Genomic DNA, 17,527 nt, shown 5'->3' on the forward strand with positions numbered 1-17,527 from the left:
TTGATATGAAGGTTGCAGTATTTGGACAAACACTTTTTTCAAGTGTATTTGCTGCTTTGCTAGCAGAATGCGGTCATCACGTTTTTTGGTGTACATTGTTAAAAAAACCTGATAGCGAACATGTTTATATACAAGAAGAAGCTGTCAAAAATCTACTCAATAAACAACAAAGTAGTTTTTTTAAATACTGCGACTTTAATGATATTCCACTAGATGTAGATGCTTATTTCTTCAGTTTTAACCCAGTTGAAGAAAAGCAATGTATTGAGATTCTTCAAAACATCAAACAACGTCCTATTATTCACCCTAAACTGATGATCAATGCGTCTACTTTAGGACTGCATGGGACAGAAAAATTTGCAAAAATTTTGCATGAAGATGAGTGGGTCTATTTACCCGACATGATTCAGGAAGGAAACGCTTTACAAAGCTTTGCCCAAGCCAAGCAGTTGATTGTTGGGGCTGCATCGGATGTTGCTCAAATTAAAATTAAGGAACTCTTACGCCCTTTATTCCCACGTCAGCAGCAGTATCTTTTTATGCCCATTTTAGATGCTGAATTTACCAAGTTGAGTATCTCTGGCATGTTGGCGACACGAATTAGTTATATCAATGACTTAGCAATGGTTGCTGAGAAATTAGGCATTGATATTGAGTCAGTTCGTCAGGGGATGGCTGCGGATAATCGTATTGGAGGATCTTATCTCTATCCGGGTGCAGGCTTTGGTGGAGAAAACTTTTCACATGATATTCAGACCCTAACGCATACGGTGTCAGCTGTTGGTGCAAATAGCCAATTACTAGCTCAAGTTTGGGAAATTAATGAGCAGCAAAAAGAAGTTTTATTCCGTAAATTATGGAATTATTATCATGGTGATTTAAAAGGGAAAACTGTTGCGATATGGGGCGCTGCATTTAAAGAAAAAACGTCTAGTACGAAACAATCTCCTATTCATGCCATGTTGGCAGCACTATGGGCTCAAGGTGTAAAAGTTAAATTACACGACCCTCAAGCCTTGGATGAAATTAAAAAAATATATGGTGAGCGACCTGATCTTATGTATTGCACAGAGCAATATGAGGCAGTGCAAGATGCACATGCTTTGTGCTTACTGACAGCATGGAAACAATATTGGAGTCCAAATTATACCGGATTGCTTAAAACCATGCAGCACCCACTTATTTTGGATGGGCGCAATATTTATGATCCAGCTTATGTGAAGTCTCAAGGTTTTGCATATATGGGGGTAGGACGTTAATGGCTGTTAAAATTCAACCTTATGCTGTACAAAATTTAGATTCAGTTTTAGGCAGTCTTCATAGTTTGAAAACTGAATTTGAAAATAAGCATTTAACAGAACTCTTTGCTGAAGACCCGCAACGATTCGATAAATTTTCTGTGACTTTAGAACCGGTGGTTTTTGATTTTAGTAAACATAGAATCAATCAGTCTGTTGTCAAAAACCTAGTCCAGTGGGCACAGACACAAGATTTAACCTCGTGGATAAAGCGTTTATTTTCTACTGAAGAAATTAACTATACCGAACAGCGTGCAGCCATGCATTGGGCGCTGCGGTTGCCAAAACAGGATTCGCAGCATCCTAAAATAGCTGCTCAAGTCCATACACAACTTGAGCGTATGTATGCTTTGGTAGAAAAAATTCATGCTGGTCAATGCCGCGGTGCAACGGGTGAAGTCATTCAAGACGTGGTGAATATTGGGGTCGGAGGGTCAGACTTAGGACCACTGATGGTGAGTCATGCCTTATCTGATTTCAAAAAATCCACACATAAGCCACTCGATGTACATTTTGTTTCGACCATTGATGGTAGTCAGCTTTCAGATTTATTGCATCAACTTCGCCCCGAAACCACGCTATTTATTATTTCTTCAAAATCGTTCGGGACCATTGATACCTTATCCAATGCGCAAACAGTGCGGTTATGGCTCGAAAAAGCACTTGGGCTAGAATCGCAAATTCTAAAGCATCATTTTATTGGCGTATCTACCAAAGCAGATAAAATGACAGAATGGGGCATTGCAGCCGATAACCAATTTTTGCTCTGGGATTGGGTCGGCGGTCGCTATTCACTTTGGTCATGTATTGGTTTACCGATTGCACTGACGATTGGAGTTGATGGCTTTAAACAACTGTTAGCTGGCGCATATGCGGTAGACCAGCATTTTCAGACGGCACCTTTCGAACAAAATATTCCTGTATTAATGGGCTTATTGGGTGCGTGGAATAATAATTTCCTTGATATTCAGACTCATGCAGTACTGCCTTATGATGGGCGTTTGAAATATTTCGCCTCTTATTTGCAGCAGTTAGAAATGGAATCGAATGGTAAATCGATTCAGCGTAGTGGCCAAAAAGTGGATTGGGATACTTGCCCAATTATATGGGGGGAAGTGGGACCAAATGCGCAGCATGCTTTTTATCAATTGCTGCATCAAGGTAGTCAAGCAGTGAGTTGTGATTTTATTGCGCCCGTGCAGCGCTATCAGGCCCAACAATTTACCTATGTCGATAATGCAGAGGCGCTGGTGGCACAGCATCATTTGGCCTTATCCAATTGTTTGGCTCAATCGCGCTTACTGGCATTTGGTAATCAGGCTTTGGATCAACAAGAAGTACAAGATTTGCCGGAATATAAACAATATGAAGGCAATCAACCAAGTTCAACCATTTTATTGCAAGAGCTAAATCCTTATAGTTTGGGCATGTTGATCGCAATGTATGAACATAAAGTTTTTGTACAGTCGGTACTTTGGAACATTAACCCGTTTGATCAATGGGGTGTAGAAAAAGGCAAAGAAATTGCCAATCAGCTACTTCCAATATTAAATGGTAATCGAAAGGATATTTCGGATTTAGATGGTTCAACGCAAGGCTTACTACAAATATTGTTAGGAAAAACCAATGGCTAAAATTTTAGTAACAGGTGGTGCAGGTTATATTGGTTCACATACTTGTATTCAACTTTTGAGCGCAGGGCATGACGTTGTTGTACTGGATAATTTGTCCAACAGTTCTGTCGAATCTTTAGCACGTGTTCAAGCGTTAGCAGCTAAAAAATTAGATTTTGTTGAAGGTGATATTCTCGATCAGCAAATTTTAGATCAAATTTTTCAGCATCATTCTATTGATGCTGTGATTCACTTTGCAGGTTTAAAAGCTGTGGGTGAAAGCCAAAAAGAGCCACTAAAATATTTTGAAAATAATATCTCAGGTTCTATTAGCTTAGTTAAAGCGATGGAGCGTGCTCAAGTCTTTAAGTTGGTCTTTAGTTCATCGGCAACCGTTTATGATGAAGCCAATATTTCACCCTTGAATGAAACCATGCCTACAGGTATGCCAAGTAATAACTATGGCTATACTAAACTGATTGTCGAGCAATTACTAGAAAAATTATCGGCTGCAGATGAGCGCTGGTCAATCGCTTTGCTGCGTTATTTTAACCCTGTAGGGGCACATCAAAGTGGTCAAATGGGTGAAGACCCACAAGGGATACCCAATAATTTGATGCCTTATGTCACACAGGTGGCAGTCGGCCGTCGTGATAAGTTGTCAATTTTTGGCAATGATTATGACACGGTAGATGGTACAGGTGTGCGTGATTATATTCACGTGGTCGATTTGGCTAATGCACATTTATGCGCATTGAATCATCGTTTAAAAACACAAGGATGCCGTGCTTGGAATATTGGTACAGGCAATGGAATTTCAGTAAAACAAATTCGAGATACTTTTGAAAAAGTGAATGGTGTTGAGATACCTTTTGAATATGTACCTCGTCGAGAAGGTGATGTTGCAACTTCATTTGCTGATAATGCCCGTGCTATCGCAGAGTTAGATTGGCAGCCTCAATATGGTTTAGAAGATATGTTGAAGGATAGCTGGAACTGGCAAAAGCAAAATCCAAATGGATACAACTAAGATTTAAATTTAGTGTGTAAATTCATTAAATACAGTATGGCAAATTTTGTATTTGCCATACTTCTCACTACTTAACTTAAGTCGTGAGTCGTGTATTGATTGTGCAAAAATGATGATAGATCTTATCTTTTGTTTGAAAAAAATCGTTATCATATGTGAAAGATAAATTGACTGAAATAATATATGAAATATCAATCTCTTAGGGTTTTATCATTTGCCATTTTTTCTTCTCTAGCTCTGCCGGTTTACGCTCAAGGGATCATTTTGAATAATGATGGTCTACGTACAGATCTAAATTGGCTGAACCAACAAGGTGTGATTCAAATCAGCACTTCGACTTGGCCATTGAGTGGTGAAGAAATTCAGCGTGCATTATCTACTGCCAAAATTGAAAATAATGCTCAGCAGAAAGTTGTCAATTCGGTTATGGCAAATTTAGAAGCAGAAAATACCTCTATTAAGCTCGCTTTATTTGCTGAAACAGATCCACAGAACATCCCGCAAAAATTTGCAGATGAGCAAAAATCGCAATATCAAGCGGCCCTTGAATTGAATGCAGGTGGAACGCAGTGGGATGCAAGACTGCGAGTCAATACTGAAAAAGATCCAATCATTGACCATGGACATGATGTCAATTTAGAAGGTTCTTATATTGCAGGAAAATTGTGGAATCAATGGTTGATTGCGGGACAAATCCCAACCTATTGGGGACCTGGACATGAAGGAAGCCTAATCCGTGGTGATGCGAGTCGCCCTGTTTATGGTTTTACTATGCAAAGAGCGGAACAACAGGCCTTTGAAACAAAGTGGTTGTCTTGGATTGGACCTTGGCAATATCAAGCTTTTGCAGGTCAATTAGATGACTACAGTGCGATTCCAGATGCCAAACTATTAGGGCTGCGTCTAACTGCACAGCCATTGCCTTACTTGGAGCTAGGCGCTTCTCGAATTCTTCAATGGGGAGGTGAGGGGCGCTCAGAAAGTTTTGACTCATTATGGAATGCAATTAAAGGTAATGACAACTTTTATGATGGCGATCTAGATAAGTCTAATCAAATTGCAGGTTTTGATGCACGCCTTAATTTAAACCACTGGAGTGGTGTCCCGATTAGCCTCTATGGGCAATATGTAGGTGAAGATGAAGCTGGGCTTCTTCCTTCAAAAAAAATGTATTTAGCAGGGGTAGATTATTCTTCACAATTGAATAATTTACCTTTCCAGGTGTATGCGGAATGGGCTGATACTCGAACCAATGGCGACGTACAAGGTATTTCCTATAATCACTATATTTATCAAGATGGCTATTATCAACACGGCTTCCCGTTAGGGCATGCCATGGGCGGGGATGGTCAAATGGTAAGTCTTGGTGGAGATATTCGCTTTGATGTTATGAATCGCTTAAATGGACGTGTGTTGATGGCAAAAGTCAATCAGTCTAATTCAAGTACCAATCATGCATTTGCGCAAAAAGATGAAATTAAAGCTTTAGATCTTACTTGGACACATTACTTAAAACCAAATGCGCCATTGAAGCTGAATGGATGGGTGAGTGATTCTGATGTCTATGGTCAAGATGCGGGAGTGTCTATCGGAGTCGAAATTCCATTGGATCGTTCATTATTTTAATCAGTTGTCAGCTTAAATAGAATTTCTTTCTAGTTGAGCTAAGAAAAAAACCATTCAACTTAATGAATAAGTTGAATGGTTTTTTTTATTGGAATGCAGAACAATACTAACCTTGAATCAGCTGTGTTAATTCATCCACATAGTCTTGCATCGGTTTTGGATTTTGGTCTTTACGGCTTTCAATGTTGAGACGTAATAAAGGTTCAGTATTGGAAGCACGTACATTTAGACGCCATGCACCAAAATTTAGACTGACACCATCCGTTTCATCAATCGCAGGATTTTGATCGGCAAAGTGATCAAAAATCTTTTGAATGGTGGCTTGAGTATCCGCAACTTTAAAATTGATTTCACCCGAACAAGGGAACTTTTCAATCATACCTTCAACCAGTGAAGACAATGTTTGCTGGGTTTCTGAGAGTACAGAAATTGCCAATAACCAAGGAATCATACCACTGTCACAGTAAGCAAAATCACGGAAGTAATGATGTGCTGACATTTCACCGCCATACACTGCATTGTGCTCACGCATTTTTTCTTTAATGTATGAATGCCCTGATTTAGACTGAATCGCTTCACCTTGGTATTGTTCAATGACATCAAAGGTATTCCATACAAGACGTGGGTCATGCACAATTTTTTCACCAGCTTGTTTCAGTAAGAACGCTTGTGCCAATAGACCGACAATATAATAGCCTTCAATGAATTGACCTTTTTCATCAAATAAGAAGCAGCGGTCAAAGTCACCATCCCACGCGATACCCATATCTGCATGATGGTCAATCACCGCATTACGGGTGCTGTCACGGTTTTCAACTAAAATCGGGTTGGGAATACCATTCGGGAAAGTACCATCAGCATCATTGTGAATTTTCACAAATTCAACAGGAATGTTAAGTTGTTTGAACTTTACTTCAATGGCATCGACCACATGGCCCGCAGCACCATTACCAGCATTCATGACTAATTTGAGTGGGCGAATTTTGGCAGGATCAATATAAGACATTAAATGATCAATATATTCAGGAAGAATATTGTATTTTTCAGTTTTGCCTTTAGTGATAACTTCATTAAAGTTGCCTGATTCAGCCAATAAGCGAATTTCTTTTAACCCTGAATCGGCTCCAATCGGACGTGCATTTTCGCGGACCAATTTCATGCCGTTATAGTCCATCGGGTTGTGGCTTGCCGTGATTTCGATCCCACCTTGAACATCTAGATGAAAGGCACCGAAATAGACTTCTTCAGTCCCCGTCATACCTAAATCTAATACATCAACACCCGCATCATTCAGACCTTTGATGGTGGCTTGTTTTAAATCTTCACTGCTGAGACGGATGTCGCAGCCCACAACCAATGTTTTAGGTTGATAAATTTGCCCATAGGCACGGCCAATTTTATAAGCAATCTCTTCATTGAGTTCTGTACCAAGTTTGCCGCGAATGTCATAGGCTTTAAAACAAGTAAGTTGTGTCATCTAAATTCTCGAAATAATTCCTGCGAAGTAAGGAAGGTATGATTATAGAAGGAAAATCGCTCCTATATGCCAAGATACTGTTTAACCTTTATATTGATTTTACCTTTGCTAAGATTCGTTGAGCCCAGTCAGCGTAATAATTTACATCTTCTAGTTGTTTCTGTTTAGAAGGATGATTAATTGTAGTAAAGGCAGTAATACCTCTTATCTCAGATAGAAACTTTTTAGGCCAACTGAGTGATTGAGACAGTATCGAATTGTTTAATATATCCAAATCTGTCTCAATTAATCGTTGAGTTTTTTCTTCATATGGGAGTAATAAGGTGGAGATATTTTTTTTACCATCTGAAGTATCAATTTCACACAAATAAAATTGATGGTTATTTTCTATGTTAAAAATTTTATAGACATAAAAGTAGCGTAATTGATTGTTTGCAAACTTATGGCCTCTGAAACGTTTATATATTTTAAAAGGTGAGTTCTTGATTTCTTTGGTTTTATATCCCTTTTCTTCAATTTGCTCCAATAGTTTAATCAAGTCTTTATAAGTGACTCGCTCTAGTTGAATTTCTGATTCTGTTGTAAATCCAGACACTGTACCCTCTATATCTCCTTCTCCACCAGCAAATCCTTCTTCTTGATTTTGATCTTTATCCATTTGCTTTCGTCTTTTTCGTACTACAGTTTTAGCAGGAGGTGTCTCTAAAGAAATTTTTAATTCTTCAATTGTATAAATTTCTCCAGGTAGGTTTCTTAGCTTGGCCAGTAGTTTATCGATATCTGCCTCAGCATTTTTATTCAATTTCTCTTTAGGTTGACTCGCTGGTTTTGGTTTGTTTGAACCTTGCCCTTGAGCATTTTTGACCTGTTGTATGATTTTTTTTGAAGTGAAATGAAATTGAATAGGACGGTTGATAGCTGTATCAAGATTTTTGAAAGATGTAATGCGCTCAATTCTGTAAATACCTGTTTTTTTATCATAAATTCCATCTACTGTTAGATCAATATTTTTAAGATCAGGCACTTCCATGTCAAAATTAAAACTTTTAGCGCCTTTTTGATCAATAATTGTTTTCTGATAAATACTAAGGAAGGCTTTATTTAAATCAGGCTGTAATAAAATTAAAGCGAGCTTCTTCAAAAAATGAGGATCAGAGACATCTGCGTTCATAATTTTTTTGTTTTTTGCTATATTAATATGAATAGCCTTTTCATCATTTCTATCCACTAAAACATCGGTTGAATAATTTTCTGCAAAAAGTGCCGCCCGAATTAAATAAGGATGAGAGAAAAATAAATCGCGGGCCAAGATAAGCTTAGGTATTTGAATAGTAATATTTTTCTTTAAAACTGTTGAGTAGTAATTAAATAGGACTTACGCACTATTATTTATAGATTCTCTGTGGTAGCAGATGATTTTTATCGAGAATAAAGTCATCAATGAAGTTTTTGATCATTGGTCTAAATAATTTCTTCTGCCAACGATATACATTTTCAAAGATCCGCTCAAACTGGTTCTTTTGTATCTCGACGTAGGCCATCAAGGCTGCAAAAATATGATTCAAAATCAGTTTAGATCGTCTTACTTGAAACTTTTCAATATGACAAACCTGTTTAATCACTCGGTGATATTGCTCTATTTTCCAATGACTTGAATGTAATTCATGAAAACCCTCAAAGGACAATAAATCATCTTGATCTTGATGCACAATATAAAACCTCTGCTGTTCTTTTAACTGAGTCTTAAATAATTGTACAAAGCCAAAATCTTTGAGCCAGACCACTTGACCCTGATGGAAATTTGGCAATAAACGCAGTTGAAACCATTGTCCTTTTTCTGGGGAAACCTTACGGTTACAGTCGATACCAAACATAAATCGAATACCATATTTTCTTATGGTTTTTAGATTTCCAGTCGATGAATACCAACTATCACCTGTAATAAATTGAATCTTTGCACCCCAACTGAGTACTTCACTTAACATATCCATAAAGTAATCATTCTTGGTTTTACTTTCAGATTTGTCATAAATTCGGAAATTAATTGGAATATTTTGACCATTTTGATCTGTCGCATACAAGGTAATGAGATTAATACCCTTGACGGATCGGTGGTGTTTGCCTGACCAAAAATAGCTAACTAAGTCCATATGCTGACTATACGGTTTATCTAAAACAGTATCATCAATACTGACTATAAGTTTATTATTATCAATATGTTGAATTGCTTCTTGATATAGGTCGTGAGGTGTGTAGTCTTCACGCTCTAGAAAGCGATTTACACTATCATGCGAGATGTTATAAGTCTCGGCAAGTTGTGTGCAGCTAATAGAGTTCGGTTCTGTCATGAGAAAGCCCATATAAATGGGTAGAGTACAAGTTGCTGTAGAAGCATGTTTAATTCGTCTGATCACAGATACTTTATAAAGCATTTTAATACTTTTTTGAATCTGTCAATGCGTAAGTCCTATTAAATTCAAAACATATCCGGCCTTCATGTATTTTTTGATCCTCACCCTCCGGTAAAATAATAGTTCTAAATGTTGTGAAATTTACATGTTCAAGTGTGTGAGTGAATAATTTTGTAGGAGAGGCATCAATTTGGGTTCTATAGCGGTATAGAAGAACACTCTCAATCGGTAATTTAAGTTGAATAGGACGGTTAATAATAGGGTTAAACAAATGAGTATCAATATCAAACCGAGTTTGACCGCGTCGACTAATTTTTGTCGCAGTATAGTAAATCATCTCTTTTGGTAAAAAGTCGGTTGAACAATCACTCATTTTTTATTTCTTCCCAAATATTATTAAAAAATCGACGTGCTTCTGGCGTTAATCGCTGCTCACTTAATCCTGATACACGTAAAAAAACACTCGGTGGATAGTATTTATTCTCAGTTTGTTGACGAATATATGTTCGTGTCAGACGACGTATTTGATAACAATCCACCGACTCAGCGTAGCGCTCCAAAAATGCTTTGGTCAACGGCAGAAAATGCCAGTTTTTTTCAATTAGGCTGACATGCCCAAGTTGTTTAATTAAAAACTTTTTGGTCCATTGTGGGGAGTCTAAGTCTTCTAATAATTCATCACGTATTTTAATCAATTGTTTCATAAACTGACGATCCCGAATACTCCAATCGACACGTGGTTTGGGTAGAGAGAGTGGTGTCATGATAGCGGTTTGATTGATTTGTAACAGCCAATCTTTATGATTGCGATATAAACGTGCGTACAGTGCACCATCATGTTTACGAGCTAGTTTGACTGACATATCCTGAATCAATTGTATCCATTTCAGTTGATCATCTGACAGGACTTGGTAAGTCTTGTGTTTTACAGTGACAGGAATGGCTTGTTCCTCTATACCTACTGTCGCTAGATCCAAATACTGTTGGTATGTATAAATAGGACTTTGTTCGGGAACAAGTGCCTTTAATACGATGAGATGCTCAAGATAAGAAAATGCTTTACGATGTTTTCTACAGATATTCTTGAGCCAGCAGTTCTCAGAGCTCAGATCACCTAATTGATAATATTGAAGAAAACTTTCGCCCCAATAATCGACAACAAGCTGACGGACTTTTTCGTAATTGATATTTTTTTGACCTGACAGTAAGTCTCTGTCTTTCAATAGATTGAAGTAGGCATTTGATAAAATCGAAACATCTTGTACTGCATTATGGCTAGATTGAATAAGTAGATCCTCGATTATTTTTGCTAACTCTAGATGACGCTTTAAGTCTTGTGAATTAATAAAAAGTTGTGAGGAGTCAATAAGGACATTTAAATGAGCATTATAAAATCTTCGGTCTAGCCCATTGCAAGGAACAGAGCTGACAAAAAGGGCAGATTCATGCTTTATGCAATATTCATATCCTGTAATCTGCCAGCTACGTTTCCAATACACTTCACCATATTGTTCCATCTGTTCTTGCCAACAATGCGGACAGAACCGAAAAAAATTCACAGATTTGATTCGCGACGCATTTTTTCCCAACTTGGTATGTAATGATTGATACTGTTCACCCTGTAATACATGTACAGCATAACGCATCACTGTATCAGGTTGAAATGGTTGATAAATTGGTAATAAGGTGTGGTGGTTGATTAAATAGAGTGCATCATAGCAATCGGGTAAATAACTAGCCAATTTTCCTATATGAGATGGTAAATCGTAAGTTGGCGTCAAATTTCTATTATTGAATAATTCTTCAGTAAGGTATTTGGGACTTAAAATTCCATTGTGAATAGCATAACGTGCAATCACACTGTAAATTAACTCATCTGGATATGGTATTGGAAAATTTGAAATCATAATACACTTACTCTCTATTTTTTGTTTAATGCAACACAGGAGAGGTGGGATCAAACAAATAGTGAGATGATTTTAATAGCTCATAAACATCTACTTCCTTTTCTTGTGCTTGACTGAAAAAATTCCGTAAGTCATTGGCTTCAGTGCTCTTCCATTCTTCTGCTTTCATGACTTTGCGTGATGTTCTTGGTTTTCTTACCGAAGTTGTGGTCTGAGGCTGGTCCAATTTATCTTTTGCTACAGAGCCGTCTAATACTTCCAGAATATGCTGGAGTAGTACCTGTAAGTTCTCGTTTGGATATTTTTTTAATGCAGAAGTGACATGCAGATCTATTGTAGCAGCGGGGTGACCTAAGGCCGTTAGCATACCTATAAGTGTGGAATAATGTGGTCCTAGATCTTTATGCTGTTTTTCCGTTTTTAATGCAGCTTTGAAACGGTGTTGTTCAACATATTCCTCAATTTGAACTTGAGGGATAGTTAAGTCAGAATACCGTGCAATACGTGTGGGGTTGCCTGAGCGGAGTGCATCCAAAATATCGTGGACTGGCTGTAATTGTTCTTCGTAGACTTTTTTAAAAAGTTCAGATGTGATTTTTTCCAGACCAATGGTGATTGCATGAATCTGCACCAAGCAGAACAGTTTAACCACTAAATCTGGAATGCCCTGCGTATAATAATACCAAGTGTTTCTTAATTCATCGGTCAGTTCAGCTGGTTGTTGAACCCATTGATATTGCCACAGCTTGTTGGTAAAAGCATACCATTCGGAAATGATCATTTGATCAGGGGTGCTAGGATCGGGAGTGGGTGCTTCATTGCACATAGGTTCCCAGATTAAAGAGCCTAATCCCGCACTGCGTCTAGCTGATCTTAAGTCTTCTTGCAGAATTTCATTGGCTTTGGGTGTCCCAATCATCACAATTGGAATGGATGCCACATTCACAAGTGTGACAAAGAAATTAAGAATGATTTCAGCCCCGCCAGATTTTTTTGTATTCAAATGCTGGATTTCATCAATGATTAAAAGTCCAATTGAATAATTATTTGCGATAATTTTCATCTGCTGCAGCATGGCATTCACATTTAAGCGACTTCTGGTGAAACGATGCTCGAAGTTTGTATCTCCTAATGCTAAATCTACTGCTCTAAAAAAGTTTGAGCATAAGTTTTTTAAAGAGCTGTCATGCGGACAATCAATTTTAAGGTAAACAATTTGTTTTAATCCCAGCTCTCTATGTTCAATCACTTGCGGGTAATAACGCAAAATTTTGTTCATTGTCGTTGTTTTACCGCTTCCCGAACATCCTATAATTGACATGCTAGTTGCAGTCGACTCTGGAGGTGCATAGCGGTAACAGCTTTCATTTGATGGTTCTAGTTGCTGAAAAGCAGCGTGTAAATGTCGATGTCTATCACCATTAGTGATGTTTCTACTCACATAACCTTGCCGAATCATAATAGAAATTTTTTGCTCAAGGGATAGATGTTTGGTCAGTGGTTGAAAAAAATCATGAGGCAACTGAGCAATCAGATGGATTCTTTCTGGTTGGGGTAAGAAACGCTGTTCTGGAATAAATTTCAGTTTCCCTCGTAGGTGTTTAATGACCGATTTTGTGTCAAGGATAGGCGGTAATTGAGTAATGAGAGGATTATCCCCATAGATATCTTCTATCGATGTGTTGACCGCGAGTTCATTATTATTCATTCTTCATCGTCCTCTTCAAATAATTGTCTCATTAAGTCTGGTTGACTGGTCAAATCCAGATTGCTGCTGTGAGATGGGGGTGTTGGAGTATTGTCTTGGTTGGAATGGATAGTCCGGATAGAATTGACGGACCTATTTTGGAGATGTTCCTCACGTTCCACCTGAATTGCTTCTTGTTTGTTCTGACGAATATCCCGAGTACGTTGTGCTTTAGAAAGTTGGTGAACTCCTGCTTGAGCCTGCCGGCTCTGTGCTGTGTGGATGATTTTGTCAGTAAAATCCTGTAATTCACTAATGGCTACAGACTTTAGTTGTGAATGTTGTTTTTCAACAGTTTTGATTGCTTTTTGAATTTGTTCAGCTTCCCACCAGGTCAGATGCTGATATTGACGTGAGGCATCACTTAAGTGCGCTTCCCAGTATTCCAACTTATTTTCATCAAAGAAAACATAAATGGTATTTACTGAGTATGGGTCAAAACCAATCCGCAACTTTTTCGGGCGGGATTTGGTCGTGTTACGAATAAACCAGCCTTGTTGATGCATTTCCAGACATTGATAGAGTAAGCCTTTGACTTTAAGTCCCTTGTCACTTAAGGAGGCGTCGGTCCTAGGTAACAAGCCAACATATAGTGATTTGTTATCCACTTGTCTTAACATCCCAGTACGGTGCTGTAGACCCCACTGCCAGAGCTTAAGGGGGATAGAAGGCAGGTCAGTCGGCATATCGGCACTACGATCGTATTTCGTCAAAATATCAAAATTATTGCGTAACAAGACGCAGCTTAAGATGATTTTTCTGAACTCTTCCAGAGTTAGACAAGCTTCTAGTCGATAATCATGTCCGCCTTTCTTTTTTTCCTTGAATCCAGAAACAACACCAATATTCTCGTAGGATTTAAAGCGTGACTGAATGATTCCAAAAGCCCTCTCCACAATACCTTTGGCATCGCTTCGATACGGTGGCGCATTTTCAATACGAACAGAAAAGTTTTTTTCAAGAAGTTCAATTTGATAGCCAATTAGTTCACCGCGGTCTGCAAGTATGGCACCAGGTAAACCATAAATAGGCCAGTCTTCTGGTTGTATTTGCAAGCCATAACTCTGACAGAATGTCACTTTATCTTGGATTGCAACGCTGAGGCATTGTATAGCTGTGTTAAATGAACTGTTTTCCATACCGACATAAAGTCCAGTAATCATCCTGCTGAATACATCGATAACAATATATACGGTAGGTCGGCCAATAATCTGTGATGGATCTCGTGATGATACTAGATAGATGTCAGCGACTGTTGAATCTATCTCATAACGTGCACCAGGACCATTTGCTTGCTTGGTCGCTGTTGAAGTCAGAGGTTTGTGATCTTTCAGGGTTTTCTGATTCTTCAGAATTTCCTTGGAATTGTTCTTATTTCTATATCGCGTATTATAAAAGTAGTAGAATTGAGCATACGTTGGAATATCTCCAGCTTGCACTTGATGAAAGTGCTTGGAAAATAAATTTTTAAACCGAAGATAAGTTTCGTTAATGGATTGTTTTTTGACAGGAACTAAATACTCTTCGATGGCTTTCTTAAAATATAATTCAACCTGTTCAGTAACATTCTTACCTTCATTTGATTCATAGATGCGTGGTCTGCCAATTTTTTTATCACCTATCGTTCTTTTTTGGCCTTTTCCACCTGAGTTTTCATAGTCCGGTACCAAAGCATTTATCGTTTGACCACGCTGCCAGTAGCGTCTTAGGAGTCGTAGAATTTTATTAATTGATACTTCTTTCTCTAGATGTAGAGTTTTAATTTTTGCAGTCCTGATTTTTGCATTGATAAGAACTTGTTCATCATTAATTAAATCTTGAATAATTAAAAAGTTTTCATCTCTTTTTTTGAGTTGAATAGAATCTTCACTCAAGTTTAATCGTTTTAAGTATTCATAAGGATCTTGCGCTGGTATCAGGCTTTGATCATCTGAGAGAGTTTGAAGTTCCTTAGACAAAATGAGTTCAGGAAAAGCATTTTTATTATCAATCGCAATCCATACCGTATACTGCGGTAAGAATTTGAGTATTCGGTATTGTGTTGAATTCAAGATGTAAACTGAATTAATTAGTTGCATGGACTGTATTCTCATTCTGGAGCAAATTACTTGCATGAATATCAGAGAGTTTAAGCTCCAAGTACGAAATTTCTAGATTAAATTGAAGTATTCGCAGTGCAAATAATTTTCTAAACAATGCGAGCGTCGCTCCGATACCCATTTTTTGAGTTTGGTCAAAATGCTTACAAAATTGGATTAATGAGCTTTGAGGGTACTGGCTAATTTCTTCCATAAAATAAACTGCTAGATCGATCATGTGATTTGTTATTTCAAGGTCATTTTTTTCTACATACAACCATTTAATGTTCTCTAGTACCGTAGCAGGAATGTCTTTTTCAGTAATCAACTTGAACGGCGTATTGTGCTCTTCTTCCCAATAGCGACGTTTAATTTCTAATGACTCAATAACATGAGCTTTATTCAGATCTTTGCTGTAAAGAGTGTCAAGGGCTATAGAAAACTTACCAAAATCAACTAAAAAATCTGAAGATAGGGTAAAAGGTATATAGTCAATCGACACTTTTTTCATTCGGAAACGAGAACAGATGGAGTTAAGATCATAGATATCCAAAGGATAATGCTCGCGAATATCTGTAACGTTCTGATTCCAGTCAAGCAGTAAAAAGGTAGATAGCTCTAGATCAGAAAATAAGTGATGAAGACGTTTACTGACACGGCCTTGTACTCTGTGAGAGCGACCAATTGAACTGAAGTTTTGAACAGTTTTACAAGGTTTATAATCGCGTCCATGGCCCTGGCCATACCCTTCTGTTACTAGTTCTTCATAGTTTTTTATAATTTTTGCCATACAGAAGACCTGTGGGTTTTGGTGGATAATTAATCATATCTGAAGCGGGTTAATTTTGTATTTAGCAAAAACATACAAACTTAAATATATTTATATACAAACAAAATTTTATAATTTTTATTTAATTATTTATTTAATTCAGCAACTTAATAATTAATATGGTATTTTAATACTCAATTAATGAGTTTAAAAAAACGTTGATGATAGGCAAAAGTATTCAAATTACATCTTAGTAAACATCGTTGCATATTCTTATGTAAACCAATTGCATATTCAGACTCAAACCCGACCATTCATTCTGGTTCATAGTAAAATGCTTATTTTCTATTCCAAATATTTTAGAACAAAATATGTAAATTTGGATCTTAAAGTACTACCTTAATCTGCTATAATTTGTACATCATTATGATGTACAAATTGGTGGAAAATATGGCTAACTTAGCAACAGAACGAATCAATGTTCGTTCAACCGTAGATGCAAAGAATGTAATTGAGCAAGCTGCGAATTTATTGGGTCTTAGTGTGAGTTCCTTTATGATCCAATCCTCATTTGAACGAGCAAAAGAATTACTTAAATCTAATCACGAGTTAAAAGTAAATAATGCTGATCGTGATATGTTAATGAATTTGCTTGAAAATCCACGCCCTGCAAATGATGAGATGAAAAATTTAATGAGTTTATTGGATGAAAATTGAGGTTTTACAAGCCCATCATCAGAAAAAATCATTTAATTGTGGGCAAGATGATTTAAATAAGTTCATAAAACAATACGCATCCCAACATCAGAAATCAGGAACAAGTAAAACCTATGTTGCTATTGATGATGCACAGGTGAGGGGATTTTATTGTCTATCAAGTACCTCTATAGGATTTGATGGGGTTGATGCTGTTCTCACTAAACGATTACCTCGTTATCCCTTACCTTGTGTGGTTGTGGGTCGCTTTGCCGTTGATCAAGCAGCACAGGGGCAAGGAGTTGGAAAAGTACTTTTAGCACATGCTCTTAAACAAGTTTCAAAAGTTGCTCAAATTATTGGCGTAAATTTTGTTGTAATACATGCTAAGGATCAAAAAGCTATGGAGTTTTATCAGCGGTTTGGCTTTATCTCATTAACATCAAATCCATTAACATTAATATATCCAGTGAATGAAATACCTCATTTTAAATAAGGTGGGCTGCTAGTAACAGGAATAGCTAATAGACTTATTCAGAGTTTGCACATAGTTCCTTATCCCTTATTTTGCTTTATGACCAAATACTGCGTCTAATTATGGTAATTTAATTAAGTTTGTTTTATTTTTTATCTTAAGTTGTTGATATATCTTATTCATTGTTTTTTTGTTTTTAAAATTAAGTTTGTATTAATATTTACTATCTTTAATTCTAGATGAAATTAAGTTTGCATAATATTCTTCCGCATTTAAAATGCGAATTCTTGCGCAGAAAGGCGAAGCATACTTTAAATAAAAATGAAATTTTTTCAAGGTGAGGTCAAAAAGGAATGCTTTTTGAATCTAGGGTGAGATTTTTATATGTCTATCTAATTGA

At 37.2% G+C, this 17,527-nt stretch carries 14 protein-coding genes; 6 read left to right on the forward strand and 8 right to left on the reverse strand.

Going from position 1 to position 17,527, the window contains the following annotated elements; genetic code table 11:
• Window positions 1-5 precede the first annotated feature (5 nt).
• The 4 genes from JFY49_RS00430 to JFY49_RS00445 all read left to right on the forward strand — a co-directional run bounded on the left by JFY49_RS00430 (window position 6) and on the right by JFY49_RS00445 (window position 5,567).
• Window positions 6-1,259 carry a nucleotide sugar dehydrogenase gene (locus JFY49_RS00430; RefSeq protein ID WP_200223445.1) on the forward strand — a complete coding sequence of 418 codons (1,254 nt, stop codon included), beginning with the start codon at window positions 6-8 and terminating at the stop codon, window positions 1,257-1,259.
• Window positions 1,259-2,932: a glucose-6-phosphate isomerase gene (pgi, locus tag JFY49_RS00435; RefSeq protein WP_200223446.1), complete on the forward strand. Its 1,674-nt coding sequence runs from the start codon at window positions 1,259-1,261 to the stop codon at window positions 2,930-2,932. Before JFY49_RS00430 ends, pgi begins: the two co-directional genes overlap by 1 nt.
• A complete protein-coding gene (galE, locus tag JFY49_RS00440) occupies window positions 2,925-3,941 on the forward strand; it encodes a UDP-glucose 4-epimerase GalE (protein WP_200223447.1) in 1,017 nt (338 codons plus the stop codon). The genes pgi and galE overlap by 8 nt, the downstream gene beginning before the upstream one ends.
• A 183-nt stretch (window positions 3,942-4,124) precedes the next feature.
• On the forward strand, window positions 4,125-5,567 hold the full coding sequence (locus JFY49_RS00445; protein ID WP_200223449.1) for a capsule assembly Wzi family protein: 1,443 nt from the start codon (window positions 4,125-4,127) through the stop codon (window positions 5,565-5,567).
• A 106-nt stretch (window positions 5,568-5,673) separates the two neighbouring features.
• On the opposite strand, the gene JFY49_RS00450 is transcribed toward JFY49_RS00445, so the two are convergent.
• The 8 genes from JFY49_RS00450 to JFY49_RS00485 form a co-directional block, all read right to left on the reverse strand.
• Window positions 5,674-7,044: a phosphomannomutase CpsG gene (locus JFY49_RS00450; protein ID WP_200223450.1), complete on the reverse strand. Its 1,371-nt coding sequence runs from the start codon at window positions 7,042-7,044 to the stop codon at window positions 5,674-5,676.
• 88 nt (window positions 7,045-7,132) lie between these two features.
• Window positions 7,133-8,353: a Tn7-like element transposition protein TnsE gene (locus tag JFY49_RS00455; protein WP_227609503.1), complete on the reverse strand. Its 1,221-nt coding sequence runs from the start codon at window positions 8,351-8,353 to the stop codon at window positions 7,133-7,135.
• Between the two features lie 76 nt (window positions 8,354-8,429).
• Window positions 8,430-9,458: a transposase gene (locus JFY49_RS00460; protein ID WP_200224774.1), complete on the reverse strand. Its 1,029-nt coding sequence runs from the start codon at window positions 9,456-9,458 to the stop codon at window positions 8,430-8,432.
• Window positions 9,459-9,477: 19 nt separating this feature from the next.
• Window positions 9,478-9,828, reverse strand: coding sequence for a hypothetical protein (locus tag JFY49_RS00465; RefSeq protein ID WP_227609505.1), 351 nt, complete (start codon window positions 9,826-9,828; stop codon window positions 9,478-9,480).
• Window positions 9,821-11,314 (reverse strand): TnsD family Tn7-like transposition protein, encoded by a 1,494-nt coding sequence (locus JFY49_RS00470; RefSeq protein WP_265092671.1) that lies wholly within the window; start codon window positions 11,312-11,314, stop codon window positions 9,821-9,823. Before JFY49_RS00470 ends, JFY49_RS00465 begins: the two co-directional genes overlap by 8 nt.
• 73 nt (window positions 11,315-11,387) lie before the next feature.
• Complete coding sequence (locus JFY49_RS00475; protein WP_200223451.1) at window positions 11,388-13,070, reverse strand: AAA family ATPase; 1,683 nt, start codon at window positions 13,068-13,070, stop codon at window positions 11,388-11,390.
• On the reverse strand, window positions 13,067-15,187 hold the full coding sequence (locus JFY49_RS00480) for a Mu transposase C-terminal domain-containing protein (RefSeq protein WP_180003572.1): 2,121 nt from the start codon (window positions 15,185-15,187) through the stop codon (window positions 13,067-13,069). Before JFY49_RS00480 ends, JFY49_RS00475 begins: the two co-directional genes overlap by 4 nt.
• Window positions 15,174-15,977: a TnsA endonuclease C-terminal domain-containing protein gene (locus tag JFY49_RS00485; RefSeq protein WP_180003570.1), complete on the reverse strand. Its 804-nt coding sequence runs from the start codon at window positions 15,975-15,977 to the stop codon at window positions 15,174-15,176. The genes JFY49_RS00480 and JFY49_RS00485 overlap by 14 nt, the downstream gene beginning before the upstream one ends.
• A 429-nt stretch (window positions 15,978-16,406) precedes the next feature.
• On the opposite strand from JFY49_RS00485, the gene JFY49_RS00490 reads away from it, so the two are divergent.
• The gene (locus tag JFY49_RS00490; protein WP_039890759.1) at window positions 16,407-16,673 is read left to right on the forward strand and encodes a DUF1778 domain-containing protein; all 267 of its coding nucleotides are present in this window, start codon (window positions 16,407-16,409) and stop codon (window positions 16,671-16,673) included.
• Complete coding sequence (locus JFY49_RS00495; protein WP_180003567.1) at window positions 16,663-17,148, forward strand: GNAT family N-acetyltransferase; 486 nt, start codon at window positions 16,663-16,665, stop codon at window positions 17,146-17,148. Before JFY49_RS00490 ends, JFY49_RS00495 begins: the two co-directional genes overlap by 11 nt.
• Window positions 17,149-17,527: the final 379 nt, after the last annotated feature.

Origin of the sequence: Acinetobacter sp. CS-2 (assembly GCF_016599715.1) — a bacterium.
Classification (GTDB): domain Bacteria; phylum Pseudomonadota; class Gammaproteobacteria; order Pseudomonadales; family Moraxellaceae; genus Acinetobacter.